Origin of the sequence: Kribbella italica (assembly GCF_014205135.1) — a bacterium.
GTDB classification, from domain to species: domain Bacteria; phylum Actinomycetota; class Actinomycetes; order Propionibacteriales; family Kribbellaceae; genus Kribbella; species Kribbella italica.
The window spans coordinates 2,124,584-2,147,281 of record NZ_JACHMY010000001.1 but is presented as its reverse complement, the minus strand read 5'-3'; the positions used below and the strand labels follow the sequence as shown (position 1 = coordinate 2,147,281).

Genomic DNA, 22,698 nt, shown 5'->3' with positions numbered 1-22,698 from the left:
AGCGTAAGTGGTTCTCACGGATGAACGCAAGCTGTAGCATGAGAACCGTGAGCAACGAGTCCGTCCTGTCGCCCGCGCCTGGCGCCGAGCAGTACCTCGCGCTCGATTTCGTGAACAGCGGCTACGCCCTCCCGAACGGGAACTTCGTGGACCTGCTCGGCACACTCGACGCGACGAACCGCTGGCTGACCGACCACGGCCTCGCGCCCGGCGGCGCCAACCTCCGGGAGATGTGCGCGACGCAACTGCGCTCGCTGCGCGAGAACGTCCGAGCGTTGGTCGCGGCCCGGGTCGAGGGGATCCCGGTGCTGCCCGCGGCACTGAGTGCCGTGAACGACGCGCTGCGCCGGGTGCCCACGGCCCCCTTGCTGCTGTGGGACGAGAAGTCCGGGCCGTACCGCGAGACCGCGTGTCCTCCCAACGAGCTCCTCGACCGCGCGCTCGCGACGATCGCGGCCGACGCCGCCGACCTGCTCGCCGGCCCGGACGCCGAAAGCCTGGCCGCCTGCGACTCGCCGCCCTGCAACCGCTACCTGCTGCGCCACGGCCGACGTCAGTGGTGCTCCACTCGCTGCGGCGATCGTGTGAGGGCGGCGCGCGCCTACGCCCGGCGTACTGCTTAGAGCCGCAGCGCGAGGACTGTCCCGGCGAGCACCAGCGGGGTCAGCACCAGCCCGCGCCAGAGGAACGACCACCAGGAGATATGGACGCCGGCCGCTACGCAGCGGTCGCGCCAGAGCAGTGTGGCCAGCGAGCCCCAGAGGGTCAGCAGGCAGCCGCAGTTCACGCCGATGAGCAGCAGCATCATCCGGTGGCCTTCTGCGGCGGCGACCGGCTCCATCGCCAGGTACGCCGGGAGGTTGTCGAACAGGTTCGCCCCGGCGGCCGCCGTACCGGTGAGCCTGAGGTCGGATGCCACCCCGCTCGAGACCGTCCCGGCGATGTCACCCAGCAGCTGCTCGAGCCCGTGGGCCGTGAGCGCGCCCACCACCAGGAACAGCCCGACGACTGTCACGACCAGGCGCCAGGGGACCAGCGACCACTTCAGTGCGGCCCGGCGCCGTACGGCGAACAGCACGGCCAGGACGACCGCGCCGACGCTCGCCGGGATCGCCACCTCCACACCGGACACGAAGGCCGGTCCCAGGGCGAGGCAGACCCCGGCCGAGCTCCAGAAGAGCACCTTGTCGTCGACAGCCGGGGTGGGCGGTACGGCGTACTCGCGCCTGAGGTCCCGGTGGAAGAGACCGGCCAGGACCGCCACGGTGATGAGCACGGCTGCCAGCGCCGGCCGCCAACTGAGTCCGAGGTAGTCCGACAGGCCCAGACCGAGCTGGTCCAGCCGGTGCAGGGCCAGCAGGTTGGTGAGATTGGACACCGGCAGCAGCAGGGACGCCGTACCGGCCAGCCAGACGGTGGTGAAGGCAAACAGCTTCGGCGGGATCTCCAACTGCCTGGCCATCGCCAGCACGACCGGAGTCAGCAGCACCGCGCAGGTGTCGAGCGAAAGGACGATGGTGAGCGCAGTAGCCAGTACGACGACCAGCAGCCACAGCCGCCAGACCTTGCCGCGGGCCAGGTGAGCCGCCTCCCGCGCTGCGACCTCGAACACCTTGGCGGAGTCCGCCAGGCCCGCGATGACGGTTACAGCGACCAGGAACACCAGAACGGGGGCGATGCGCTCCAGCACCCCTACCGCGTCGTCCAGCCCGAGCAGGCCTGAGACCAGCACGCTCAGTCCGCCGAGCGCGCTCAGCCACCACATGGGCGCAGCCTATGCGGCAGCCTTCCGTGGATCGGAACGGCCCGGAATGTCTTGGTCCCCGCACCGGTCCGGTGAGTAGGCTGATCGCGTGACGCCGCCGGAGGAGCCTGACACCGCCGGGCAGACCCTGGCCGGGCTGCCGCTGGCGGGACGGCCGTTGTCCGGGCGGCCCGACGGGTACCCGGCCGAGCTCGAGGCGGACGTCGTACTGCGGGACGGCGCCACGGCGCACCTGCGGCCGATCACTCCGGACGATGCGGATCTGCTGGTCGAGTTCTACGCGCGGGTGTCGGAGCAGTCGAAGTACTACCGGTTCTTCGCGCCGTACCCGCAGCTGTCGGACCGGGACGTAGCGAGGTTCACCCAGGTCGACTACCACGACCGGCTGGCGCTGATCGTCACCGTCGCGGACGCGATGATCGGGGTCGGCCGCTACGAGCGGACCGGCCGGCGGACCGCCGAGGTGGCCTTCCTGATCGAGGACGCGCACCAGGGTCGTGGACTCGGGCAACTGTTCCTGGAGCACCTGGCGCAGGCGGCCCGGGAGAACGGGATCGCCCGGTTCGTCGCCGAGGTGCTGCCGGACAACCGCAAGATGATCACCGTCTTCACCGAGGCCGGCTACACCGTCGCCCGGGAGTTCGAGGACGGCGTGATCATGGTCGAGTTCGACATCGCGCCGACCGACACGTCGTTCGGGGTGATGCAGGCGCGCGAGCAGCGGTCCGAGGCGCTGTCGATCGCGCGGCTGCTGACGCCGACCAGCGTCGCGGTGATCGGCGCGTCCCGGCGCGAGGGGACGATCGGGAACGCGCTGCTGCGCAACCTGCGCGACGGCGGTTTCCCCGGACGGCTGTACGCCGTGAACACCGACACCAAGGCCGAGGCGATCGACGGCGTCGCGGCGTGCGGGACGATTCGGGACGTCGACGACACAGTCGACCTGGCCGTGGTCGCGGTGCCGGCCGAAGCGGTCGTCGACGTCGTGCTGGACTGCGCGGCCAAGGGCGTTCGCGGGCTGGTCGTGGTCTCCAGCGGCTTTGCCGAAGTGGGCGCCGAGGGCCGTCGCCGGCAGCGGCGGCTGGTCGGGCTGGCACGCTCGTACGGGATGCGCGTGATCGGGCCGAACGCTCTGGGTGTGATCAACACCGCGACCGGGGTCTCGCTCAACGCGACGCTGTCCCCGCTGATGCCGAGCCCTGGGCGGGTGGCCTTCTTCTGCCAGTCGGGCGCCTTGGGCGTCTCGATCCTGGCCGACATGGTCGGCCGCGGGCTGGGGCTGTCGAGTTTCGTGTCGGCGGGCAACCGGGCCGATGTCTCGGGCAACGACCTGATGCAGTACTGGTACTCCGACGAGTCCACCGAGGTCGTGCTGCTGTACCTGGAGTCGCTGGGCAACCCGCGCAAGTTCAGCCGGGTCGCGCGGCGGCTGGCGCGGCGCAAGCCGGTGATCGCGCTGAAGTCCGGGCGAGCCACGCAGGGGGTTCCGCTGGGGCACACGGTCCGCCGCAGTCATTTGCCGGCGGCAACGGTCGACTCGCTGTTCCGGCAGAGTGGGCTGATCGGCGTCGAAACGACCGGTGAGCTGTTCGACGTCGCTCAGCTCGTCGCGCACCAGCCGCTGCCGAAGGGCCGGCGGGTGGCGATCGTGAGCAACTCGGACGCATTGACGCTGCTGGCGCTGGACACGATGGCCAGCTGCGGACTTGACGTCGCGGGGGAGCCGCACACGTTGAGCGCGGACGCATCGGCGGACGACTTCTGCGAGGCGCTGACAGCAGTGATCGCCGACGACGAGGTGCACTCGGTGGTGGTGATCTTCACACCGCCGGTCCAGTCGAACGTCGCCGAGGTCGCGCAGGTGCTTGCTGCAGCGGCCGCGGGATCGGACAAGCCGGTGCTGTCGACGTTCCTGGCCTCGCGCAGCGTGCCTGAGCAGCTCCGGGTCGCCGACGAGCAGGGCGGCGCCGCGCGCGGGTCGATCCCGTCGTTCCTGTCACCGCAGTACGCCGTGGGCGCGCTTGCGAAGGCGACCCAGTACGCCGAGTGGCGGCGGCGGGCGGACGACCAGATCCCCACCGTCCCGGACATCGACTCGGCCGGCGCGGAGGACTTCGTCGCGGAGTTCCTGCAGCGGCACCCGGCCGGGGCGGACCTGGACGACGCGGATCGGCAGCGGTTGCTGAGCTTCTACGACATCAGCGTGCTGCCGGCGTTCCCGGTCCTGTCGGCGGACGAGGCGGTGGCCCGGGCGGCCGATCTCGGCTTCGAGGTGATCCTCAAGGCGACCGCCGAGCAGTGGCGGATGCGGCCGGACCTGGCCGACATCTGGCGGCACATCCACGACGAGGACGACATGCGCGAGGCGTGGGCGGAGATGACGAGCACCTTCGGCGTCGCCTCGGACCCGGCGCGGGCGCAGTTCGTCGTCCAGAAGATGGCGCCGCCCGGCGTACCGGTGGTGATCTCGGCGCAGGAGGATGTCGCCTTCGGCCCGGTCGTGTCCTTCGGTCTCTCGGGGGTGGCGACCGATCTGCTCGGCGACCGCTCGTACCGGATGCCGCCGCTGACGACGTTCGACGCGGCCGAGATGGTGCGTGAGGTGCGAGCGGCGCCGCTGCTGTACGGGTACCGGGGGTCGGATCCGGTGGACATCGCCGCGATCGAGAACCTGTTGCACCGGGTCTCTCGACTGACGCTGGAACTGGAGGAAGTCGTCCGGCTGGACCTTCGCTCGGTGCTGGTCTCCGCGGCCGGCGCGACTGTGCTGGACACGTCGATCCGGATCGCGCCGAACGAGAAGCCCCGGCAGGACATGCCGGCCCGCCGGCTCACGTGAGGCCGGAGGATCCAGCGGCGCCTGCCTCGTCACCTTCGTCGGGCGCGCTGCCGCCGATGGCCGGCGCGCTGGCGACCGCGTTCGGGCTGGGCGAGGCTGCTGCGTTCACCCGCGTCGCGCGGGGTGCGATGGGTGCGGTCTGGCGCCTCGAAACCCTTCACGGTGTGTTCGCCGCCAAGGAAGCGTTTTGGCGTCCACCTCAGGAGGCGGCCGTCCGTCGGGAGGTCGCCTTCCGGGCAGCCTGCGGACTGCCCAGCCCGGAGCCGCTGACGACGCCGTCCGGCTGTTACGTCGCGGACGGCTGGCGCCTGTACGAATGGATCGACGGCGTCGTACCGTCCCGCGACGACCTCGACACCTTGGCCTGGCTGGCGGAGCAGATGGCGACGATCCACCTCGTCGGGTGGACCGACGGGCCGATGGAGACCGATGTCTGGTACCACCGCGTCGACGTCGACTGGCCCGCGCTCGCCGAGCGAGCGCCCGAGCTGACCGCCTCTGTCCCGAGGCTCGTCGAGCTCACCGACCTGGTGAACTCGACAAGCCTCGGCGAACTGGTCCTGTGCCATCGCGACCTGACGCCGTCCAACGTGCTGATCGGTGCCGACGGCCCGTATCTCGTGGACTGGGACAACGTCGGACCGTTGCCCCCGGCCCGGGAGCTCGGGTTCCTGCTGATCAACCACCTGACGGACGAGCACGCCGTACGGCGTTTGGCCTCGGCGTACCGCGCCGCCGGTGGACCAGGCGAGATCACCGGCCCGGAGAGCTTTGCGACCGGGCTGGCGATCATGCTGAACTACCTGCACGGGCAGACGACCGCCGCGCTCGACTCCGACCTCGCCGACGAGCACAGGGCGTTCGCCGCCGGCAACATCGCCGGCCAGATCGAGTCGCTGCCGGCACCCGGCGTACTGGAACGCGCGGCTCAGGCGGCCCGGGTGTAGATCCCGTCCGCCCGATCGAGGTGCCCGTAGTCGACCAACTGCCGCCGCAGCGTCGCGTAGTCGGCGTGCCACCGCTCGAGGATCTTGTTGACCTCGCGCTCGGCGTACTGGCGGCCGGGCTCGAAGGAGCCGGCGAGATACTCCAGCACCACCTTGAACTTCGCCGGCACGGTCGGGAAGTGCGTCAGCCTCCCGTCGCGGATGAACGAGCGCAGCACATTGTCGCGCTCCGGATCGTCCGAGAGCGGCTCCCGCTCCGGCCGGCTCGTCCGTACGGCGTCTTTGAACGCGCCCTCGTCGGCCCGCAGACCGTTGCCCTCCGCAACTACCAGCGCGCTCTTCCCGAGCCGCTGCAGCGCCTTCGCGACCACCCCGGGCCCCAGCCCGGTCCGCTCCGCGACCTGCTCGGGACTTCCCGCCCCGAGCACCACCGCGGAGTACACCCGCAGGCGGGACGGTTCGGCCAGCAATCCACAGAGTTGATCGGCGTTCATGCCAACCACGCTAGTGACGACGGCAACCGAATATCAGCGCCTCCGCGCGGCCGCGGACAACGCCGAGGTGAACGACATGTTGTCCTCGGCGTTGAGCGTGACACCCGGCGGCACGATCTCGTCGATCCGGTCGAGCACCTCCGTGGAGAGCGCGATCCCGGCGGCCGGCAGCTGCGACTCGAGGTGCTCCAGCGTGCGCGGACCGATGATCGCCGAGGTCACCGCCGGATGCCGTACGACGAACGCGATCGCCAGCTCGATCAGCGTCATCCCCGCCTCCTCGGCGAGCTTCGCGAGTGCGTCGGCCGCCGCGAGCTTGCGCTGGTTGACCTCCAGCCCGAGGTCGAACCGCGCGGGGAACCGCCCGGCCCGTCCCGACTCCGGCTTCTCCGCGTCGATCCGGTAGCCGCCGGTGAGCCAGCCCATCGCGAGCGGGCTGTAGGTGAGCACGCCCATCCCGTACCGCAGGGTGGTCGGCAGGACGTCGTTCTCGATCGCCCGGGCGAGGATCGAGTACGGCGGCTGCTCGGTGCGGAAGCGCTCCCGGCCGCGTCGCTCGGCGGCCCACTGCGCCTCGACGATCTCCGACGCGGGCACGGTCGAGGCGCCGAACGCGCGGATCTTGCCCTGCGCCACGAGGTCGGACAGCGCGCCGAGCGTCTCGTCGATGTCGACGGCCGGATCGAGCCGGTGGATCTGGTAGAGGTCGATCCAGTCGGTCCCGAGCCGTCGCAGCGACCGTTCGACCGACTCGACGACCCAGCGCCGGGACGCGCCGCGGTGGTTGGGGTCGTCGTCGAACGGCAGCCCGACCTTGGTCGCCACGACGATGTCGTCGCGCCGGTCGGCCAGGGCCTTGCCGACGATCTCCTCCGACTCACCGGCCGAGTAGACGTCGGCGGTGTCGACGAAGTTGATCCCGGCGTCGAGCGCGCGGTGGATGATCCGGATCGAGGCGTCGTGGTCGGGGTTGCCGGCGCCGCCGAACATCATCGCGCCGAGGCAGAGCTCGCTGACGGTGATGCCGGTGCGTCCGAGCGGGCGGTAGTCCATCTGAAGTCCCTTTCACGGGGGTTGAGGTAGGCTCCGGAGCATGACCGGAGAGGCTATCCACTTAGACAGTAACGGACAGGCTATCCACTTACAAGGAGAGCCGGTGCCGGCCAAGCGCGCCGACGCACAACGCAACCGCGACAAGCTCCTCGCCGCCGCGCGCCAGGCGTTCAGCGAAGGCGGCGAGACCTCGATGGCCGAGATCTCCCGCCGCGCCGGGGTCGGGATGGCGACCCTCTACCGCAACTTCCCCAGCCGCCGCGAACTGCTGGAGGCCGTGTACGCCGACGAGGTCGCCGCGCTGTGCTCCGCCGCGGAGGTCGCCGCAGGGGAGACCGCCGGCGCTGCGCTGCGTACGTGGCTGGTGCGCTTCGCCGCCTTCATCACCGCCAAGCGCGACGTCGCCACCGAGTTGCTCACCCAACTCGGCACCGACGAATCCGTCTTCGGCGAAGGCCGAGCAGCCGGCCTCGCCGCCGGTCGGCCGCTCCTGGAGGCAGCCCAAGCCTCCGGAGAGGTCCGCGACGACCTCACCCTCGAGCAGATCTTCGACATGGTCGTCGCCCTGGCCACCATCCACGCGCCGGCCGACTACGTGGATCCCATCCTGCACACCGCCCTCGACGGCCTGCTCAAGCCATAGGTGCTAAGACAGACCTCATGCAGCCAGGTCCTCACAACGCGATCACCGACGTCCCCGGCGTACTGGTCGGGCAGGTCGAACGCACCGACCCGCCGTACCTGACCGGTACGACGGTCGTCTACTTCCCCGGTACGGCGGTCGCCGGCGTCGACGTCCGCGGCGGCGCCCCCGGCACCCGCGAGACCGACCTGCTCGACCCGGTCAACGCCAACCCCGGCGTCAACGCGATCGTCCTTTCCGGCGGCAGCGCCTACGGCCTCGACACCGCCGCGGGTGTCATGGCCTGGCTCGAGGAACGCGGCGAAGGCGTCCGCGTCGGCGCAGGCGAGCGCGACGTCGTACCGATCGTCCCCACCGCCGTCATCTTCGACCTCGGCCGCGGCGGCGGCTTCACCGCCCGCCCGACGGCCGACTGGGGCCGAGACGCCATCACCGCCGCCACCGACGACCCAGTTGCCCAAGGCAACCATGGCGCCGGCGCGGGCGCGCGCGTAGGCGCCCTCAAAGGCGGCACCGGCACCGCCAGCGTCCGCCTCGACGACGGCACCACAGTCGGAGCCCTGGCCATCGTCAACGCCGCCGGCTCAGCCGTCGGCCCCGCCGGCCGCCTGTACGGCGAATCCACCGCCCTGGCCGACGAGTACGGCGTACTGAACACCCCCACCGAGCCCCAACCCACCGCAACCGGCCCGATCCCCGGCATGAACACAGTCATCGCCGTCATCGCCACCGACGCCTCACTCGACAAGGCCGCAGCCAAACGCCTCGCGATGATCGCCCACGACGGCCTGGCCCGAGCCATCGACCCCGTCCACACCCTGGTCGACGGCGACTCCGTCTTCGCCGCCTCCACCGCCCCCAAGGACACCCCACGCCTGAGCGTCACCGACCCCACCGCGCTACTCCAGCTGGAAACAATCTTCGCCGCCGGCGCCCACTGCCTCACCCGAGCCATCGTCCACGGCGTCCTGGCCGCCGAGTCGGTAGATTCGCCAGCCGGCCACCTCCCCAGCTACCGCGACACCTACCCCTCAGCCTTCACGAACGGCTAGGGCGGCGTACTACCTGGGGACTACGAACAGTGGCTGCCGGGTGACCTAAAGGCGATGGGGAGACAGGTCTCGGGGCCGACGTAGCCGTGGTCCAAAGCCGACAGGGTTTGGGGTATGACTCAGCCCAGTCCTCACATGATGCAGATGTCCCACCAGAACCAGCAGCCGGCGTTGGCTGGGTGGGGGTTGGTGAAGTACTACGGAGAGGTGGTCGGACTCGCCGGCGTGGATGTCGCGGTCAGGCCGGGGGAGGCGTTGGCGGTGATGGGGCCCAGCGGGAACGGGAAGACGACGTTGCTGCACGTGCTGGCGGGGATCCTGACGCCGGATCAGGGGGAGGTGTGGCTGGGCGGCGAGCGGGTGGATCAGCTGAGTGATGCGCAGAGGACCGTACTGCGCAGAAGGCGGCTCGGGTTTGTGTTTCAGGACAATCAGCTGCTGGCGGAGTTGCCGGCGGATGAGAATGTGGCGTTGCCGTTGATGGTCGACGGGGTGTCACGGCGGGAAGCGGTCACCCGGGCGCGGGGGATGCTGGCTCAGGTGGGATTGGCCAACGAGGCGACACGCAGGCCAGGGGAGTTGTCCGGAGGCCAGGCTCAGCGGGTCGCGATCGCGCGGGCGTTGGTGGGGGAGCCGCAGGCGGTGTTCGCGGACGAGCCGACGGGGGCGCTGGATGCGGCGACCGGGGCTCAGGTGATCGATCTGCTGGTCGGCGCCGCGACGCATCGGGGTGCGGCCGTGGTGGTCGTGACGCACGACGACGCGGTCGCCGCGCGCTGCCACCGCGTCGTACGGATTGTCGACGGCCGGGTGAGCGACCGATGAATCCGATGACCTCGCTCGGGCTGCGGTTCGTGCGCAGGCCGGGACCTGGCGGGCGGGCCGCCAACAGCGCGGCGTTCGGCGCGACCGCGATCGTCGCGTTGCTGATCACGTTCCTGATCGCCGGCACGCTCGGGCTGACCGAGCGCAACGACCGGATCGGCTGGCGGGTCAGCGACGACGGCGATGCCCGTACGGCGGTCGGCGTGACCAGGAACGTCGACGACATGGTCGACGGCAAGCCGTTCCAGCGCCTCGACCTCGCCGTCACCGACGACCAGCGCAACGCCGAGCTGCCACCACCGCCAGGACTCGACCACGCGCCGAGACCGGGTGAGGTGTTCGTCTCGCCCGCGCTCGCCAAGCTCTGGGGCCCGGACCTCGCCAAGCGCTACAAGACGGCCCAACCGACCGGCACGATCTCCAGCGCGGGCCTGTCCTCGCCGGACGAGCTGGTCGCGATCCGCGGCCTGCAGCCGAACGCGCCAGGGCTCCAAGCCACCAATCGTCCGAACTACCTCGAGACCTGGCACGGTACGTCGACCGACCAGCGGATCGCGACCCTGCTCGCATTCGTTGCCTTCGGCATCGCGCTGGTCCTGTTCCCGGTGCTCAGCCTCGTGGGCCAGGCCGCCGGTGTCGCCGCCAAGCGTCGCGAACACCGGCTCGCCGCGTTGAGACTCGCCGGTGCGACGCGCGGCCAGGTCCTCCTGCTCAGCGCGGTCGAGCAAGCCGTCCTCGGCTTCTTCGGTGCCGTCGCCGGCCTGATCGGCTACACCGTCCTCAGCCCGTTGATCGCGCGAATCCCGATCGGCGGCGGCCGCTGGTACGTCCAGGACCTCACCGTCAGCTGGTGGCTGGTGCTGCTCGTCCTCATCGTCGTACCGCTGCTGTCGGTCCTGAGCGCGCTGATCGGCCTCGGCCGCGTCAGCATCACGCCGCTCGGCGTCGTCCGCGGCCAGACGCGCAAGGGCATCACGCCGCTCCGGCTCGCGCTGCTCGTCGTCGGCCCGATCATCCTCGCCGTGGTCGGCACCGGTGGCGCGATCCTCGTGCTCGTGATCGGCGTCGGGTTCGGCGCGCTCGCGGTCCGCGTGGTCGGTCCGTTCGCCGTCCAGCTCATCGGCAGGTTCCTGGCCCGTACGGCGAAAGGCCCGGTCGCGCTGCTCGCCGGCCGACGCCTCGTCGACGACCCGAAGGCCGCGTTCCGGCCGGTCGCCGCGCTCGTACTGAGCGGGTTCGTCACCGGTTTCCTGGCGCTGTTCATGCCGTACGGCATCAACGGGGACGGCAAGGACGCCTCGTTCGATTTCTACACGTCCCAGGCCAGCACGTCCCAAGTCGCCCAGGACGCCAAGACCCGGCTCGCCGGCGCCGGTCTGAAGGGCCAGGTCACGACCGGCGACCAGACCGTCGACATCGTCGTCGCGAGCAACGACCGCGAGGGCGTCCGGACCGTGCTCTACGACCTCGTCCCCGGAAGGGTGCCGCTGACCGACGCCGAGAAGGACCAGCACCAGGCCGGTCTGTTCCTCGACATGCGACTGGGCGTCGCGCTGCTGCTCGGACTGGTCTTCGTCACCGGAGCGGCCTCGACCGCCGCCGGAGCGGTCGGTACGGCGCTCGACCAGGCGGGCCCGGCCAAGGCGCTTCGCCGCTCGGGCGTACCACTGAAGGTGATCGAGCGTTCGTCGCGCCTCGCGGCCGTCGTACCGGTGGTCGGAGTCGGGCTGCCGGTGGTCGGTTTCGGAGCGTGCTGCGGGCTGCTGCTGAGCGGCGGGCAGGTGATCACCCAGGGCAACTGGGGAGTGCTGCTGCTGTTCGGTCAGGTCGCGGTCGGACTGATTCTGGTCGCGGTCGCCGGAGCGGCCGGCGCACCGGTACTGCGCAAGGCCAGCGTGGGTTAGCCGGAGTCCCCGGACCGGCGCATGCAAGGATGAGGGCATGCGTGACCTGAATGCGCCGGTCCCGGAGCTCACGGACGCCTCTGCCGCTCTGCGCGAGGCGATCGACCGGTGCGGCTACTACCCCGACGTCGTGACGGACTCGCTGGCGATCGCGATCGCCGGCGAGCCGATCCGGGCCTTCGTGCTCCAGCACGAGCCGACCTTCGACCGTGACGAGGTCCGGCGCCACATCACCATCCTGGCGCTCACCCCGACCCGGCTGATCGTCGGGCACACCGACGAGCACGCCGCGGACGACCTGATCCGGGCGCCGTACGCGTCCACCTCGACCGAGGCGATCCCGCTCGACCGGGTGAACGCCGTCGTGGTGAACCGCGTCGTCCCGAACCCGTCGGCGTACGCCTCGACCAAGGCCGACCCGGCCTCGGCCGGTGGCGAGGTCGTGCTCACGATCGGCTGGGGCATGGTGAATCGGATCGACCTCGAGCCGGCCGTCTGCGCCGACCCGAACTGCGAGGCCGACCACGGCTACACCGGTTCTGTGGCCGCCGACGACATCTCGCTGCGGATCAGCGCGGCCGCCGACGGCCCGGCCGGCATCCAGCAGGTGCTCGACTTCGCCGCGGCGCTGTCCTTCGCGACGACGAAGTAGCCGTCGTGAGCGACCCGACGCCGACACTGCCCGCGTACGGCGGCGGGTCGCTCGCCGACGTCCTGCCCTCGGTCGCCGGTGCGCTCTCGGTGCCGGGTGAGCGGAATCAGCTCGAACTGCCTGAGGCGAGCCGGTACGCCGTACTGCTGCTCGACGGTCTCGGCTGGAACCTGCTGCGTCGCCATCCCGAGCAAGCGCCGTACCTCAGCTCGCTGACCGCTCGCGCGCTGACCGCCGGCGTACCGTCGACGACCGCGGCGAGCCTGACCAGCCTCGGCACCGGGCTGCCGCCGGGCGCGCACGGGATCGTCGGGTACTCGTCGATCGTGCCGGAGACCGGCGCTCTGCTGAACGCCCTGGCCTGGGACGCGCCGGTGGATCCGCGGCGCTGGCAGCCGCACCCGACCGTGTTCGAGCGGGTCGCGGCCGCGGGGGTGGCAACGCGGAACGTGAGCAAGGCCCGCTTCGACAAGTCCGGGCTGACCGCGGCGGCGTTCCGGGGGAGTGCGCATCGTGGCGCGGACACGATCGAGGACCGGCTGGACGCGACCAGGTTCGCCAGCCGCGAGGGGAGCTCGTCGCTGGTTTACGTGTACGACTCCCAGCTCGACTACACCGGGCACATGCAGGGCTGTGAGTCCTGGCAGTGGCGCAAGGAGCTGACCGCCGCCGACTCGTTCGCGCAGCGCGTGCGGTCGGCGCTGCCGCGGGACGCCGTACTGGTCGTCGTCGCCGATCACGGGATGGTCGACGTCGCGCCGGAGGACCGGATCGATCTGGACGCGGACCCGACGCTGACCGAGGGGCTTCGGCTGATCGGCGGGGAGTCGCGGTTCCGGCATCTGTACTGCATCCCGGGCGCCGAGCCGTACGTCGCCGACCGCTACCGCGAGCTGCTGGGCGATCGGGCGCTCGTGCTGTCGCGGTCGGAGGCGGCTGACCGCGGGTGGTTCGGGCCGGTCGAGGAGCGGGTCGGCCCGCGGATCGGCGACATCGTGGTCGCGTCGCTCGGTCAGGTCGCGCTGGTCGCGGGGACGCGCTTCCCGCAGGAGGCCGGGCTGATCGGCATGCACGGCTCGCTGACCGAGGACGAGATGGCGATTCCCCTGCTGATCGACGCGGGGTAGGAGACCTCGGCGGGCGCTGGTACTTGTTGGGCGGCGTGCGGGTGAGCTGGCGGGGTCAGAAGCTCCAGACGTTCCAGAAGAACGTCGAGGTCGCATCGCGGCCGCCGCCGTCCTGGGCTCGGACGCTGACCTTGTACCGTCCGGCGCCCGGGGTCAGGACGCCGGTGATCCAGCCGCGCTCCGGGTCGATCTTCAGGCCGGGCGGCAGGCCGGTCGCGGTGTAGCCGATCTCGCCCTTGCTGCTGAGGCCCTTGATCAGCAGCGGTACGGCGGGCAGCCCGCCGATCCCGAGCTGCTCGCTCGGCTTGGTGATCGTCACCCCGGACGTCGGGGTCTTCGTCGAAGCACCGACCGCCTCGGCCGCGTCGACCAGGCCTTCGCCGTAGTACGAGTTGTTCGCCTCCGAACCCGTGCACTCACCGCCGGACGCGGCCGGGCAGGCGAGGTCGTTGGCCTGGGCGCCGAGCCGGTCGCGGACCTGCTCGGGGTTGAGCTTCGGGTTCGCGCTGCGCAGCAGAGCGACCACGCCGGCGACGTGCGGCGAGGCCATCGACGTACCGTCCAGGCTCTGGTAGCCGCCGCCCGGGATGGTGGAGTACACGTCCTCACCGGGCGCCGCGATCGTGATCTTGCCGCTGCCGTAGTTGGAGAAGCTCGACTTCGCGCTGCCGCCGTCGACCGAGGCGACCACGATCATGTTCGGCAGCTCGGTCGGCAGGCTCAGGCAGTCGTCGTTGATCGTCCGCTGCCCGGGCGTCGAGTCGTTCGGGCTGGTGTCGTCGCTGGACTTCGCGGCCAGGTTGTAGTCCTCGTTGCCCGCCGCGGCGACGTTGACGACGCCCTTGCTGTCGGCGTACGCGACGGAACGGCGGACGGCCTCGGCGATCGCGTCCTGGTCCGGGTCGGTCGGGCAGGTGAACAGCCACGGGTCGGTGTAGTAGCTGTTGTTGGTGACCGAGACGCCCTTGTCGGCGGCGAAGACGAACGCGCAGACCGTGTTCTCCGGGAAGAACAGCTGCTTGCCCGGCTCGGCGACGCGGATCGAGGAGATCCGGACGCCCGGCGCGACACCGACCATGCCCTTGCCGTCCTTGGCCGCGCCGATCGAGCCGGCCACGTGCGTGCCGTGCTCGCCGACCGGCCGCCAGGCACCGGGCCGGGTGTCGGCCTTGCCGTACGCGCACGACGCCGACCGGGACGCGTCGAAGTTCGCCTTCAGGTCCTGGTGCTGGTCGTCGACACCGGTGTCCAGGACGCCGACGGTGATCGCCTTCGATCCCTGGTTGACCGCCCAGGCCTGGTCCGCGCCGATCTGCTGCATGTCGGGGCGCGGGACCTCCGGCGAATCGTCCGGGGACTCGGCCGGGGCCGGCGGGACCGGCGGGTTGGCGACCTCGGCCGGGAGGTCCGACGTCCGGGTCGCTCCGACCTTCTGGACGCCGCTGACGCCGCGCAGCTTGGTGGCGAAGTCGGCGGTCGCCGAGTGCACGACGAGGACGCCGATCCCGTCGTACGCCGCGAAGACGGTGCCGCCGTTCCCGGTGATCGCCGACGTCACCGCGGCGGTCTGCTTCGGGGCGGTGAGGACGAAGTACGCGCGCAACCCCGCCTCGGCCCGGACCGGTACGGCGACGGCCGGGCCCGGCAGGGCGGTCGTCGTCAGGAGGAGGGCGAAGGAAAGGGCGGACAGCAGAGCTTTGCGCACGACCCAGTAGAACCTGACGAGGGTCCAGAACGAAAGCCGACGCCCCCCGGCGTTACTGACCCGCAAGCGACTTTGGCAGGATGGGCGCCCGTGGCTGAGCTCCTCTACTTCACCGGGACCATGGACTGTGGCAAGTCCACCCTCGCGCTGCAGATGGATCACAACCATCGGGCCCGCGGCCGGCTGGGGCGGATCTTCACCAGCCACGACCGGGCCGGCGACAACGTGCTGTCGTCGCGGCTCGGCCTGGCGGCCGAGGCGATCGAGGTCCGCCCGGACTTCGACTTCTGGGACTACGTCGTCGGTGAGCTGACCCACGGCGGCCGGATCGACTACGCGGTCTGCGACGAGGCGCAGTTCTACCAGCCCGAGCAGGTCGAGCAGCTGGCCCGGCTGGTCGACGAGCTGCAGGTCGACGTGTTCTGCTTCGGCATCCTGACCGACTTCCGGGCGCGGATGTTCCCCGGCTCGGCGCGACTGGTCGAGCTGGCCGACCGGATGGAGCTGCTCCAGGTCGAGGCGCTGTGCTGGTGCGGTGAGCGCGCAACCCACAACGCGCGGACGATCGGCGGCGAGATGGTGACCGAGGGCGACCAGTTGGTCGTCGGCGACATCGAGCAGGACGACCACGAGGTCGCGTACGAAGTACTCTGCCGACGGCACCACCGGCGCCGGCTGACCACGGCGCGGGCGCGGGCCACGCTGTCTCCCGAGGTACTCCCGTTCGGAGGTTCTGCATCATGAGCCCGTTGATCACCGCGGCCGAGCTGCGCGCTGCATCAGGTGTGGTCGTGCTGGACGCGACGTGGAACCTGATGGGACCGCCTGGACGGGAGGCGTACGACGCCGGGCATGTGCCTGGGGCGTACTTCGTGGACCTGGACACCGACCTGGCCGGTCCGCCGGGTGAGGGCGGGCGGCATCCGTTGCCTTCCGCAAGCGTGGTGACGGAGTTGGTGCGGCGGACCGGCATCTCCGGCGAGTCGGTGGTCGTCGTGTACGACGCGGCCAACTCAATGGCGGCGGCACGGGCGCGTTTCGTGCTGCGGTACTTCGGGGTGGCGGACGTGCGGGTCCTCGACGGGGGTTTCGAAGCGTGGAAAGCCGCTGGGGGAGAGGTCAGTACGGCGCTGCCGGCGGATGCTCAGGGTGATTTCGAAGCTGTTCCTGGAAGCCTTCGAGTACTTGATGCAGACGGTGCTGCCGGCATCGCCTCGGGAGGTGTCCTGCTGGATGCCCGCGCTCCCGAGCGGTTCGCCGGTGAGGTCGAGCCGATGGACAAGGTGGCCGGGCACATTCCGGGTGCGGTGAACGCGCCGACCACCGGGAACGTCTCCGCCGATGGGCACTTCCTGCCCGCCGAGGAGCTGCGTGAACGGTTTGCGGCGTTGGGTGCTGATGGGTCGCAGCCGGTGGGTGCGTACTGCGGGTCCGGTGTGACCGCGGCGCATGAAGCGCTCGCGCTGGAGATCGCCGGGGTGGACGCGCCGGTGTACGTGGGTTCGTGGTCGGAGTGGATCACCGATCCCTCGAGGCCAGTCGCCACCGGCAAGGACTGACACTCTTCGACCAGGGTGGTAACGCCTGGCTGAGTCCTTGACTTGGCAGTTCTGGGGTACCAGGCTCGGGAGAAATCGATTTCCCATCCGCCCCTGGAGGAGTCGCCATGGACCGCAGGACGTTTTTGAAAGCCGCCGCCGGTGCCGGTGTGCTGGCCGCAGTACCAGGAACCGCGTCCGCCGCCGTGAGCGGCGGGGCCGGCGTCCAGGCGGTGACGACGAACAAGGTCGCCGATCTGACCGGGCCCGGGCTGACCGACCGGTTCCGGATGGCGGCGACCGACCTCGGGATCCCGGTCCGGACGCCGGACGGGCGGATGCTGTTCATGTTCGGCGACACCTTCGAGGAGGCACGCGTCGGCGGTGGGTGGTGGCGTTCGCCGGTCGCGTTGTGGTCGACGACGACCGATCTGAACAGCGGCGTGAAGTGGTCGGGCGCGGTCGGTGGCGCGGCGGCCCAGCAGCTGTGGGACTACCCGCACGACAACCCGACGTTCTCGACCGTGCTGCCGTCGGACGTGATCACGATCGGCGGGTCGATGTACCTGCACGCGATGGTCAACAAGGGCCTGGGCAACGTGGTCTGGACCGAGATCTGGCGCAGCGACAACTCCGGCGCGAGCTGGTACCACACCGGCGCGAAGTTCCAGCCGAACATCGACGGCGGCCTGTTCCAGTGCATCACCTGGGGTGAGGGCAGCGACGGTTACGTGTACGTGTACTCGACCGGCTTCCAGCGCAACAAGCCGATCATCCTGAAGCGGGTCCGCAGCAACCAGATCGCCAACCCCGCGGCGTACGAGCCCTGGGGGTTCCGCGACGGCGTCTGGGCCTGGGGCAACCCGGCCACCCCGATCCTGACCGGCAGTTTCGGCGAGCTCTGCCTGCGCCCGCTCGGCGGCAAGTGGATCCTGACCTGGTTCAACGCCGGCGACTACCGCATCGACGGCATCATCATGGACACCCCGACGTCGAACCTCTACACCGCCAACCGCCAGACCCTCATCTACGGCGGCACCTGGGGCCAGGAGAACGACAACCACGTCGCCCAGCTGTACGGCGGCTACATCATCCCGGGGTCGACGCTGAGCGACCTGCATCTCTCGGTGAGCCAGTGGAAGACCGACGCCGGCTGGCCCTACCGAGCGATGCAGTTCCGCGTCCGCGGCTTCGGCTAGTAAGGCAGGGCCGCGTAGTCGGTGTGCTGGCCGGCGGTCGGGTCGTCGGCGACCTCGCGGGGGACGTCGCGGACGATCAGGCCGGCTTTGCTCGCGGCGGTGAGGGCGGCCTGGTCGTAGCGGGACCTGCCCCAGATCTCGACCATGTACTTGCGGGTCTTCAGGTAGTCGACGTAGCGGCTCATGTGGGCGTCGTCGAGACCGAGGGCGGCGAACAGGGCGATCCGGTCGCCGTCCTTGCTCGCGACCAGCCACTTCGGGAACTTGTCGTGCTGGTGGGGCAGCGGCGCCTTCGACTTCGGGAAGCGCAGCAGGGTGCCGTTGCCGCTGTGGGTGGTGCGCAGACTCCAGACCGCGACGTCGCCGACCCGGGTGCGGACGTAGACGTTGTCGCCGACCTTCAGGTCGGGCGTGTTGTGCGACTGGTGGCGCAGGTTCAGGCCGCCGGTGTGGCGGTAGTGGTCCTGCAGGTAGATGCCGAACCGCAGGATCGTGTACCGACCCTTCCAGTCGGGAGCGTTCGGGTCGACCCGGTCGGCGTTGTCCTTGTGGAAGCCGCGCTGGACGCCGTTGACGGTGAACGCGCTGTCGCCGGTGTAGACGATCTTGTCCTCGCCGAGGATCTGCCGGGCGATCTTCACGAAGGTGCCGTCGGTCAGCACCTCGCGCAGCCGTGGGTTGGCGAGCAGGTCACCACCGAAGTTCTTCCGGGACCAGTGCGCGGCCTCGCGGAGCCGCTGGATGTCGTCGGGGGAGTAGACCCCGCGCACGATCGTCCAGCCGTTCTCCCAGAATCCGTTCACGTCGACGTCGTTCACCGCTGGCATGTCCTACCTCTCGGTCCGCCGGGCCCCATCGCCCGGTCTACCTAGTAAGTTGCCGAGCGGGAGCAAAAGGTTGCGAACCTCTTTCCACCGACCGGTCAGTACGCCGTGGCGGCGTCCCGGACAGCGGCGACGAAGGCGGCGATCGCCGGATGCCTGGCGGCTCCGCCGCGGTAGGCGACGCTGGTCCGGCGGCGGATCGCGAGCGGGACCAGCGTGACGCCGTCCGGCGGTGATCCCGCGGCGAGTTGCGGGACGAGCGAGACGCCCTGACCGGCGGCGACCAGCGCCAGGACGGCGTCGAAGTCGTCCGCGGTGTGGCGGATGCGTGGCGTGTAGCCGGCGGCTCGGCAGACGTGCAGCGTGACCGCGTGGCACGCGGTACCGGGAGTCCCGGCGATCCACGGTGAGCCCTCCGCGTCGGCGACGGACCGTTCAGCTCCGTGGACCGCGAGGTAGACCGTCTCGTCGAGCAGCGGCTGGGTCTCACCGGCTTCGACGGCCGGCATCACGTCGTAATCGTTGACCAAGGCAACATCCAGGCGCCGCTCCCGAAGCTCTCGCGGCGCGCCGGCCGGGTCGAGCTCGGTGACGGTCAGGTCGAGGCGGGGATGATCCCGGGCGAGGCGGACGAGGGTCGACGGCAGAAGGGCCCGTACGGCGGTCGGGAAGGCCCCGATGCGGAGCGGGCCGGTGAGCTCGGTCGTGGCCAGATCGGCCTGGGCCTCCTCGAGCGCGGCGAGGATCTTCTCGGCGTGCTGGACGAGCCGCTCACCCGCGGGTGTCAGGGTGACGCGGCGGCCGGTGCGTTCGAGCAGGCGGGTGCCGGCTTCGCGCTCCAGGACGGTGAGTTGCTGGGAGACCGCGGACGGCGTGTAGGTGTGCGCGTCGGCGACCGCGGTGATCGTGCCGAGCTGGGCGAGATCGCGGAGCAGCCGCAGGCGGCGGACATCGAGCATAAGAACAGCTTAAGCATCAGGCTAGAGATGTGAGCTGGACCTTAGGGTCAGACGCCGAGCAGGCTGGCTTCCATGAACCTCACTGGTGTCTTCGTTCCGCTGATCACTCCGTTCGACGCAGAAGGTGACGTTGCGCTCGATGCGCTGGAGGCACTGGCGGAGCGGGTGCTGAGGGACGGCGCGAGCGGACTGGTCGCGTTGGGGACGACCGGTGAGCCGGGGAGTCTGACGGCGGCCGAGCAGCAAGCGGTGGTGGAGACGGTCGCGCGGGTTTGTCAGGCCAGGGAGGTGACATTGGTTGTTGGAGGCAACGGGGGTGATGCTCGGCTGAGTCTGGTACCGCCGTTCGTCCGGCCGGGAGAGGCGGGCGTGCTGGAGTACTTCCGGCAGCTCGAGAGCCCGGTCCCGCTGGTCGTCTACCACGTCCCGTACCGCACTGGTCAGTCGCTGAGCGCCGAGACGCTGCGGAAGATCGCCGAGCTGCCGAACGTTGCCGGGATCAAGTACGCCGCCGGCGGGATCGACGACGAGACGATGCTGTTCCTGAGCGGGGAGCTGCCGGACGACTTCGCCGTACTGGGTGGAGACGATCCGTTCATCGCGCCGATGCTCGCACTGGGTGCGCACGGCGGGATCCTCGCCTCGGCTCACCTGGAGACCGCGAAGTTCGTCGCGATGACCGACGCCTGGCGCACCGGCGACCTGACGACCGGACGTCGGCTGGGGCGTGAGCTGGTGGGTCTGTCGAAGGCGTTGTTCGCCGAGCCGAACCCGACGGTGATCAAGGCCGTTCTGCACGCGCGAGGCGAGATCCCGACGCCCGGTGTCCGGCTGCCACTGCTGGCGGCGAAGATGGTGGAGCAGATGCCGGTGAGCTGAGAGGTGGTTGTGGTGGGCCAGTACGTCGAGGCCGGGGGAGTGCTGACCTACTTCGAGGTCGAGGGCGAAGGCGAGCCCGTGATCCTCCTGCACGGTGGTGGCGTGAACGGCGAGAGCTGGGTCGCCCAGCTCGCCGCGCTCGCGCAGCACTACACCGTGATCGTTCCCGAGCGCCGCGGCCACGGCCGGACGCCGGACGTCGAGGGCCCGGTCACGATGGACCTGCTGACCGCCGATCTCGTCGCGTTCGTCGAGCGGCTGGAGATCGGGCCGGCGCACGTGATCGGCTGGAGCGACGGCGGCAAGCTCGGCGCCTGGCTCGCGGTGGCCCGGCCGGACCTGGTCCGCAAGCTCGTCCTGATCGGCGCCGAGCTCACGCGGGCCGGTCAGACGCCCGCGGCTGCGCAGCTGATGACCGACGAAGGGCTCGAGCAGCTGGCGACGGCGTTCCGTGCGCAGTACGAGATGCTGGCGCCGGACGGGCCGGGGCACTTCGACGTCGTGTTCGCGAAGTGGGCCGAGATGTGGCGGACGATGCCCGATCTCGACCTGGGCGAGCTGGCGAAGCGGCTGACCATGCCGGTCCTGGTGATGCAGGGCGACGACGACGGCGTACGGATCGAGCACAGCCTGGAGATCGCGAAGGCGCTCCCCGCCGCGCAACTGGCCGTCGTACCAGGGGCCTCGCACGGGCTGCCGCTGGAGAAGCCGGGCCTGGTCAACCAGCTGCTGATCGACTTCCTGGCCGACGAGCAGGCGCGCAAGTTCATGCCGATGGGTGCCCTCGACACCTGATCCACCGCTGTGCCGAACCGTGACCGAACCAGCCGTTGATAAAGTAACACGCATGGTTTAACTTACTCGGAACTTGGACCTACTGTGGCCCAGCCCACACCCCCTGAGGAGTTCCGATGACGAGAACGGCTAGGTGTGCCGCGGCGCTGACGTCCGCGGCCCTGCTGCTGACGGCGGCAGCCTGCGCGGACGGTACGACGCCCGCCGCCGACAGCGGTGGCGCTGTCGACCAGAGCGCGCCGGTGACGATCACGATCGGGGACCGCCCGACCCCCGACAAGCCGAACGACATCGCGGCGTTCGACCGCAACGTCAAGAAGTTCATGACCGAGAACCCGAACATCACGGTCAAGTCGACCGAGACGAAGTGGGACGCGCAGACCTTCCAGGCTCAGGTGGCAGGTGGCTCGCTCCCGACCGTGATGAACATCAGCTTCACCGAGCCGGCCAACATGATCCCGAACAAGCAGCTGCCGGACATCACCGACGAGCTGAAGCTGGTCGACCTGACCAAGGACCTCAACCCGCAGACGCTGAAGATCGTCCAGGACGACGCGGGCCGGATCTACGGCGTACCGATCGACGTGTTCTCGGTCGGGCTGGCCTACAACCGCGCGCTGTTCACGCAGGCCGGGCTCGACCCGGACAAGCCGCCGGCGAACTGGGACGAGGTCCGCCAGTACGCCAAGCAGATCACCGAGAAGACCGGCAAGGCCGGGTACGCGCAGCTGACCAAGGACAACACCGGCGGCTGGATGCTGACCACGATGACCTACAGCCTGGGCGGCACGGTCCAGAGCCAGGACGGCAAGAAGTCGACCTTCAACGACGCGCCGACGAAGAAGGCGCTGCAGCTGCTGAAGGACATGCGCTGGACCGACAACGCGATGGGCAGCAACTTCCTCTACAACCAGGAGGAGATCCGCCAGGACTTCGCGGCCGGCAAGATCGGGATGGTGCTGCAGGCGCCGGACGCCTACGACATGGCGGTGAAGAACTTCGGCATGAAGCCGGCCGACTACGGTCACGGCGCGCTCCCGCAGGACGGCGGCCCGCACGGCACGCTGACCGGTGGCTCGCTGAAGATGATCAACCCGAAGGCGTCCAAGAACGAGATCGTCGCGGCGCTGAAGTGGATCAAGTCGCAGGACTTCGACAAGTACACCAACGAGCAGCTCGCGGTGCAGAACGCCAAGGAGACGATCGCCGACAAGGGCTTCGTCGGCCGTCCGGGCATCACGCCGCTCAGCCAGGCGACGTACGACCAGTACAACAAGTGGCGTGAGCCGTACAGCAACGTCCCGGTCAAGCAGTTCCAGGGCTACATCGACTCCACCACCAGCCTCAAGCTGCTGCCCGAGCCGTCCAACAAGGGCCAGGAGGTCTACGCCCTGCTCGACCCGGTCGTGCAGCAGGTGCTGACCAAGAAGGACGCGGACATCGACAAACTCCTCACCGATGCCGCCTCGAAGATCGACGCCCGCCTGGCGCGGTAGCC

21 protein-coding genes are annotated in these 22,698 nt (G+C 70.1%); 15 read left to right on the top strand and 6 right to left on the bottom strand.

The annotated features are described in order from the left end of the window. Positions 1–47: 47 nt before the first annotated feature. Entirely contained in the window at positions 48–623 is a 576-nt protein-coding gene (locus HDA39_RS10075; RefSeq protein ID WP_202892926.1) for an ABATE domain-containing protein, read from the top strand. Here the strand turns inward: HDA39_RS10075 and HDA39_RS10070 are convergent. Continuing rightward, a complete protein-coding gene (locus HDA39_RS10070) occupies positions 620–1,765 on the bottom strand; it encodes an ArsB/NhaD family transporter (RefSeq protein WP_184794958.1) in 1,146 nt (381 codons plus the stop codon). The two genes, HDA39_RS10075 and HDA39_RS10070, sit on opposite strands and share 4 nt — an antisense overlap. A gap of 88 nt (positions 1,766–1,853) precedes the next feature. Between HDA39_RS10070 and HDA39_RS10065 the strand changes: the two genes are divergently transcribed. Next, the gene (locus HDA39_RS10065; RefSeq protein WP_337925695.1) at positions 1,854–4,604 is read left to right on the top strand and encodes a bifunctional acetate--CoA ligase family protein/GNAT family N-acetyltransferase; all 2,751 of its coding nucleotides are present in this window, start codon (positions 1,854–1,856) and stop codon (positions 4,602–4,604) included. Between the two features lie 56 nt (positions 4,605–4,660). Continuing rightward, positions 4,661–5,551, top strand: a complete 891-nt coding sequence (locus HDA39_RS10060; RefSeq protein WP_184794957.1) for a phosphotransferase enzyme family protein — start codon at positions 4,661–4,663, stop codon at positions 5,549–5,551. Here the strand turns inward: HDA39_RS10060 and HDA39_RS10055 are convergent. Continuing rightward, positions 5,533–6,045, bottom strand: a complete 513-nt coding sequence (locus tag HDA39_RS10055) for a DUF2087 domain-containing protein (protein WP_184794956.1) — start codon at positions 6,043–6,045, stop codon at positions 5,533–5,535. The genes HDA39_RS10060 and HDA39_RS10055 overlap by 19 nt on opposite strands. Before the next feature lie 33 nt (positions 6,046–6,078). Beyond that, positions 6,079–7,098, bottom strand: a complete 1,020-nt coding sequence (locus tag HDA39_RS10050) for an aldo/keto reductase (RefSeq protein WP_184794955.1) — start codon at positions 7,096–7,098, stop codon at positions 6,079–6,081. A 103-nt stretch (positions 7,099–7,201) separates the two neighbouring features. On the opposite strand from HDA39_RS10050, the gene HDA39_RS10045 reads away from it, so the two are divergent. From HDA39_RS10045 to HDA39_RS10020, 6 genes are all read left to right on the top strand, one after another. Continuing rightward, positions 7,202–7,741, top strand: coding sequence for a TetR family transcriptional regulator (locus tag HDA39_RS10045; RefSeq protein WP_202892925.1), 540 nt, complete (start codon positions 7,202–7,204; stop codon positions 7,739–7,741). A 17-nt stretch (positions 7,742–7,758) separates the two neighbouring features. Continuing rightward, positions 7,759–8,793 carry a P1 family peptidase gene (locus HDA39_RS10040; RefSeq protein WP_184794953.1) on the top strand — a complete coding sequence of 345 codons (1,035 nt, stop codon included), beginning with the start codon at positions 7,759–7,761 and terminating at the stop codon, positions 8,791–8,793. A 114-nt stretch (positions 8,794–8,907) separates the two neighbouring features. Continuing rightward, a complete protein-coding gene (locus HDA39_RS10035) occupies positions 8,908–9,618 on the top strand; it encodes an ABC transporter ATP-binding protein (protein ID WP_238356020.1) in 711 nt (236 codons plus the stop codon). Then, positions 9,615–11,522 (top strand): FtsX-like permease family protein, encoded by a 1,908-nt coding sequence (locus tag HDA39_RS10030; RefSeq protein WP_184794952.1) that lies wholly within the window; start codon positions 9,615–9,617, stop codon positions 11,520–11,522. The genes HDA39_RS10035 and HDA39_RS10030 overlap by 4 nt, the downstream gene beginning before the upstream one ends. Before the next feature lie 37 nt (positions 11,523–11,559). Then, positions 11,560–12,174, top strand: a complete 615-nt coding sequence (locus HDA39_RS10025) for a DUF5998 family protein (RefSeq protein ID WP_184794951.1) — start codon at positions 11,560–11,562, stop codon at positions 12,172–12,174. Between the two features lie 5 nt (positions 12,175–12,179). Further along, positions 12,180–13,301 (top strand): alkaline phosphatase family protein, encoded by a 1,122-nt coding sequence (locus HDA39_RS10020; RefSeq protein ID WP_184794950.1) that lies wholly within the window; start codon positions 12,180–12,182, stop codon positions 13,299–13,301. A gap of 55 nt (positions 13,302–13,356) precedes the next feature. Here HDA39_RS10020 and HDA39_RS10015 read toward each other — a convergent pair whose 3' ends face one another. Beyond that, the gene (locus tag HDA39_RS10015; RefSeq protein WP_337925694.1) at positions 13,357–15,006 is read right to left on the bottom strand and encodes a S8 family peptidase; all 1,650 of its coding nucleotides are present in this window, start codon (positions 15,004–15,006) and stop codon (positions 13,357–13,359) included. A gap of 90 nt (positions 15,007–15,096) precedes the next feature. Between HDA39_RS10015 and HDA39_RS10010 the strand changes: the two genes are divergently transcribed. The 3 genes from HDA39_RS10010 to HDA39_RS10000 all read left to right on the top strand — a co-directional run bounded on the left by HDA39_RS10010 (position 15,097) and on the right by HDA39_RS10000 (position 17,743). Next, positions 15,097–15,750 carry a thymidine kinase gene (locus tag HDA39_RS10010; RefSeq protein WP_184794948.1) on the top strand — a complete coding sequence of 218 codons (654 nt, stop codon included), beginning with the start codon at positions 15,097–15,099 and terminating at the stop codon, positions 15,748–15,750. Then, positions 15,747–16,565: a sulfurtransferase gene (locus HDA39_RS10005; protein WP_184794947.1), complete on the top strand. Its 819-nt coding sequence runs from the start codon at positions 15,747–15,749 to the stop codon at positions 16,563–16,565. The genes HDA39_RS10010 and HDA39_RS10005 overlap by 4 nt, the downstream gene beginning before the upstream one ends. Positions 16,566–16,672: 107 nt before the next feature. Next, positions 16,673–17,743 carry a DUF4185 domain-containing protein gene (locus tag HDA39_RS10000; protein ID WP_184794946.1) on the top strand — a complete coding sequence of 357 codons (1,071 nt, stop codon included), beginning with the start codon at positions 16,673–16,675 and terminating at the stop codon, positions 17,741–17,743. Here the strand turns inward: HDA39_RS10000 and HDA39_RS09995 are convergent. Then, on the bottom strand, positions 17,740–18,570 hold the full coding sequence (locus HDA39_RS09995) for a phytanoyl-CoA dioxygenase family protein (protein WP_184794945.1): 831 nt from the start codon (positions 18,568–18,570) through the stop codon (positions 17,740–17,742). The genes HDA39_RS10000 and HDA39_RS09995 overlap by 4 nt on opposite strands. A 95-nt stretch (positions 18,571–18,665) precedes the next feature. Beyond that, positions 18,666–19,526, bottom strand: coding sequence for a LysR family transcriptional regulator (locus tag HDA39_RS09990; RefSeq protein ID WP_184794944.1), 861 nt, complete (start codon positions 19,524–19,526; stop codon positions 18,666–18,668). A gap of 72 nt (positions 19,527–19,598) precedes the next feature. Between HDA39_RS09990 and HDA39_RS09985 the strand changes: the two genes are divergently transcribed. From HDA39_RS09985 to HDA39_RS09975, 3 genes are all read left to right on the top strand, one after another. Next, the gene (locus tag HDA39_RS09985) at positions 19,599–20,405 is read left to right on the top strand and encodes a dihydrodipicolinate synthase family protein (RefSeq protein ID WP_184794943.1); all 807 of its coding nucleotides are present in this window, start codon (positions 19,599–19,601) and stop codon (positions 20,403–20,405) included. A 12-nt stretch (positions 20,406–20,417) separates the two neighbouring features. Then, a complete protein-coding gene (locus HDA39_RS09980) occupies positions 20,418–21,200 on the top strand; it encodes an alpha/beta fold hydrolase (protein ID WP_184794942.1) in 783 nt (260 codons plus the stop codon). A gap of 116 nt (positions 21,201–21,316) precedes the next feature. Continuing rightward, positions 21,317–22,696, top strand: a complete 1,380-nt coding sequence (locus HDA39_RS09975; RefSeq protein WP_184794941.1) for an ABC transporter substrate-binding protein — start codon at positions 21,317–21,319, stop codon at positions 22,694–22,696. The last annotated feature ends 2 nt before the right edge of the window (positions 22,697–22,698 follow it).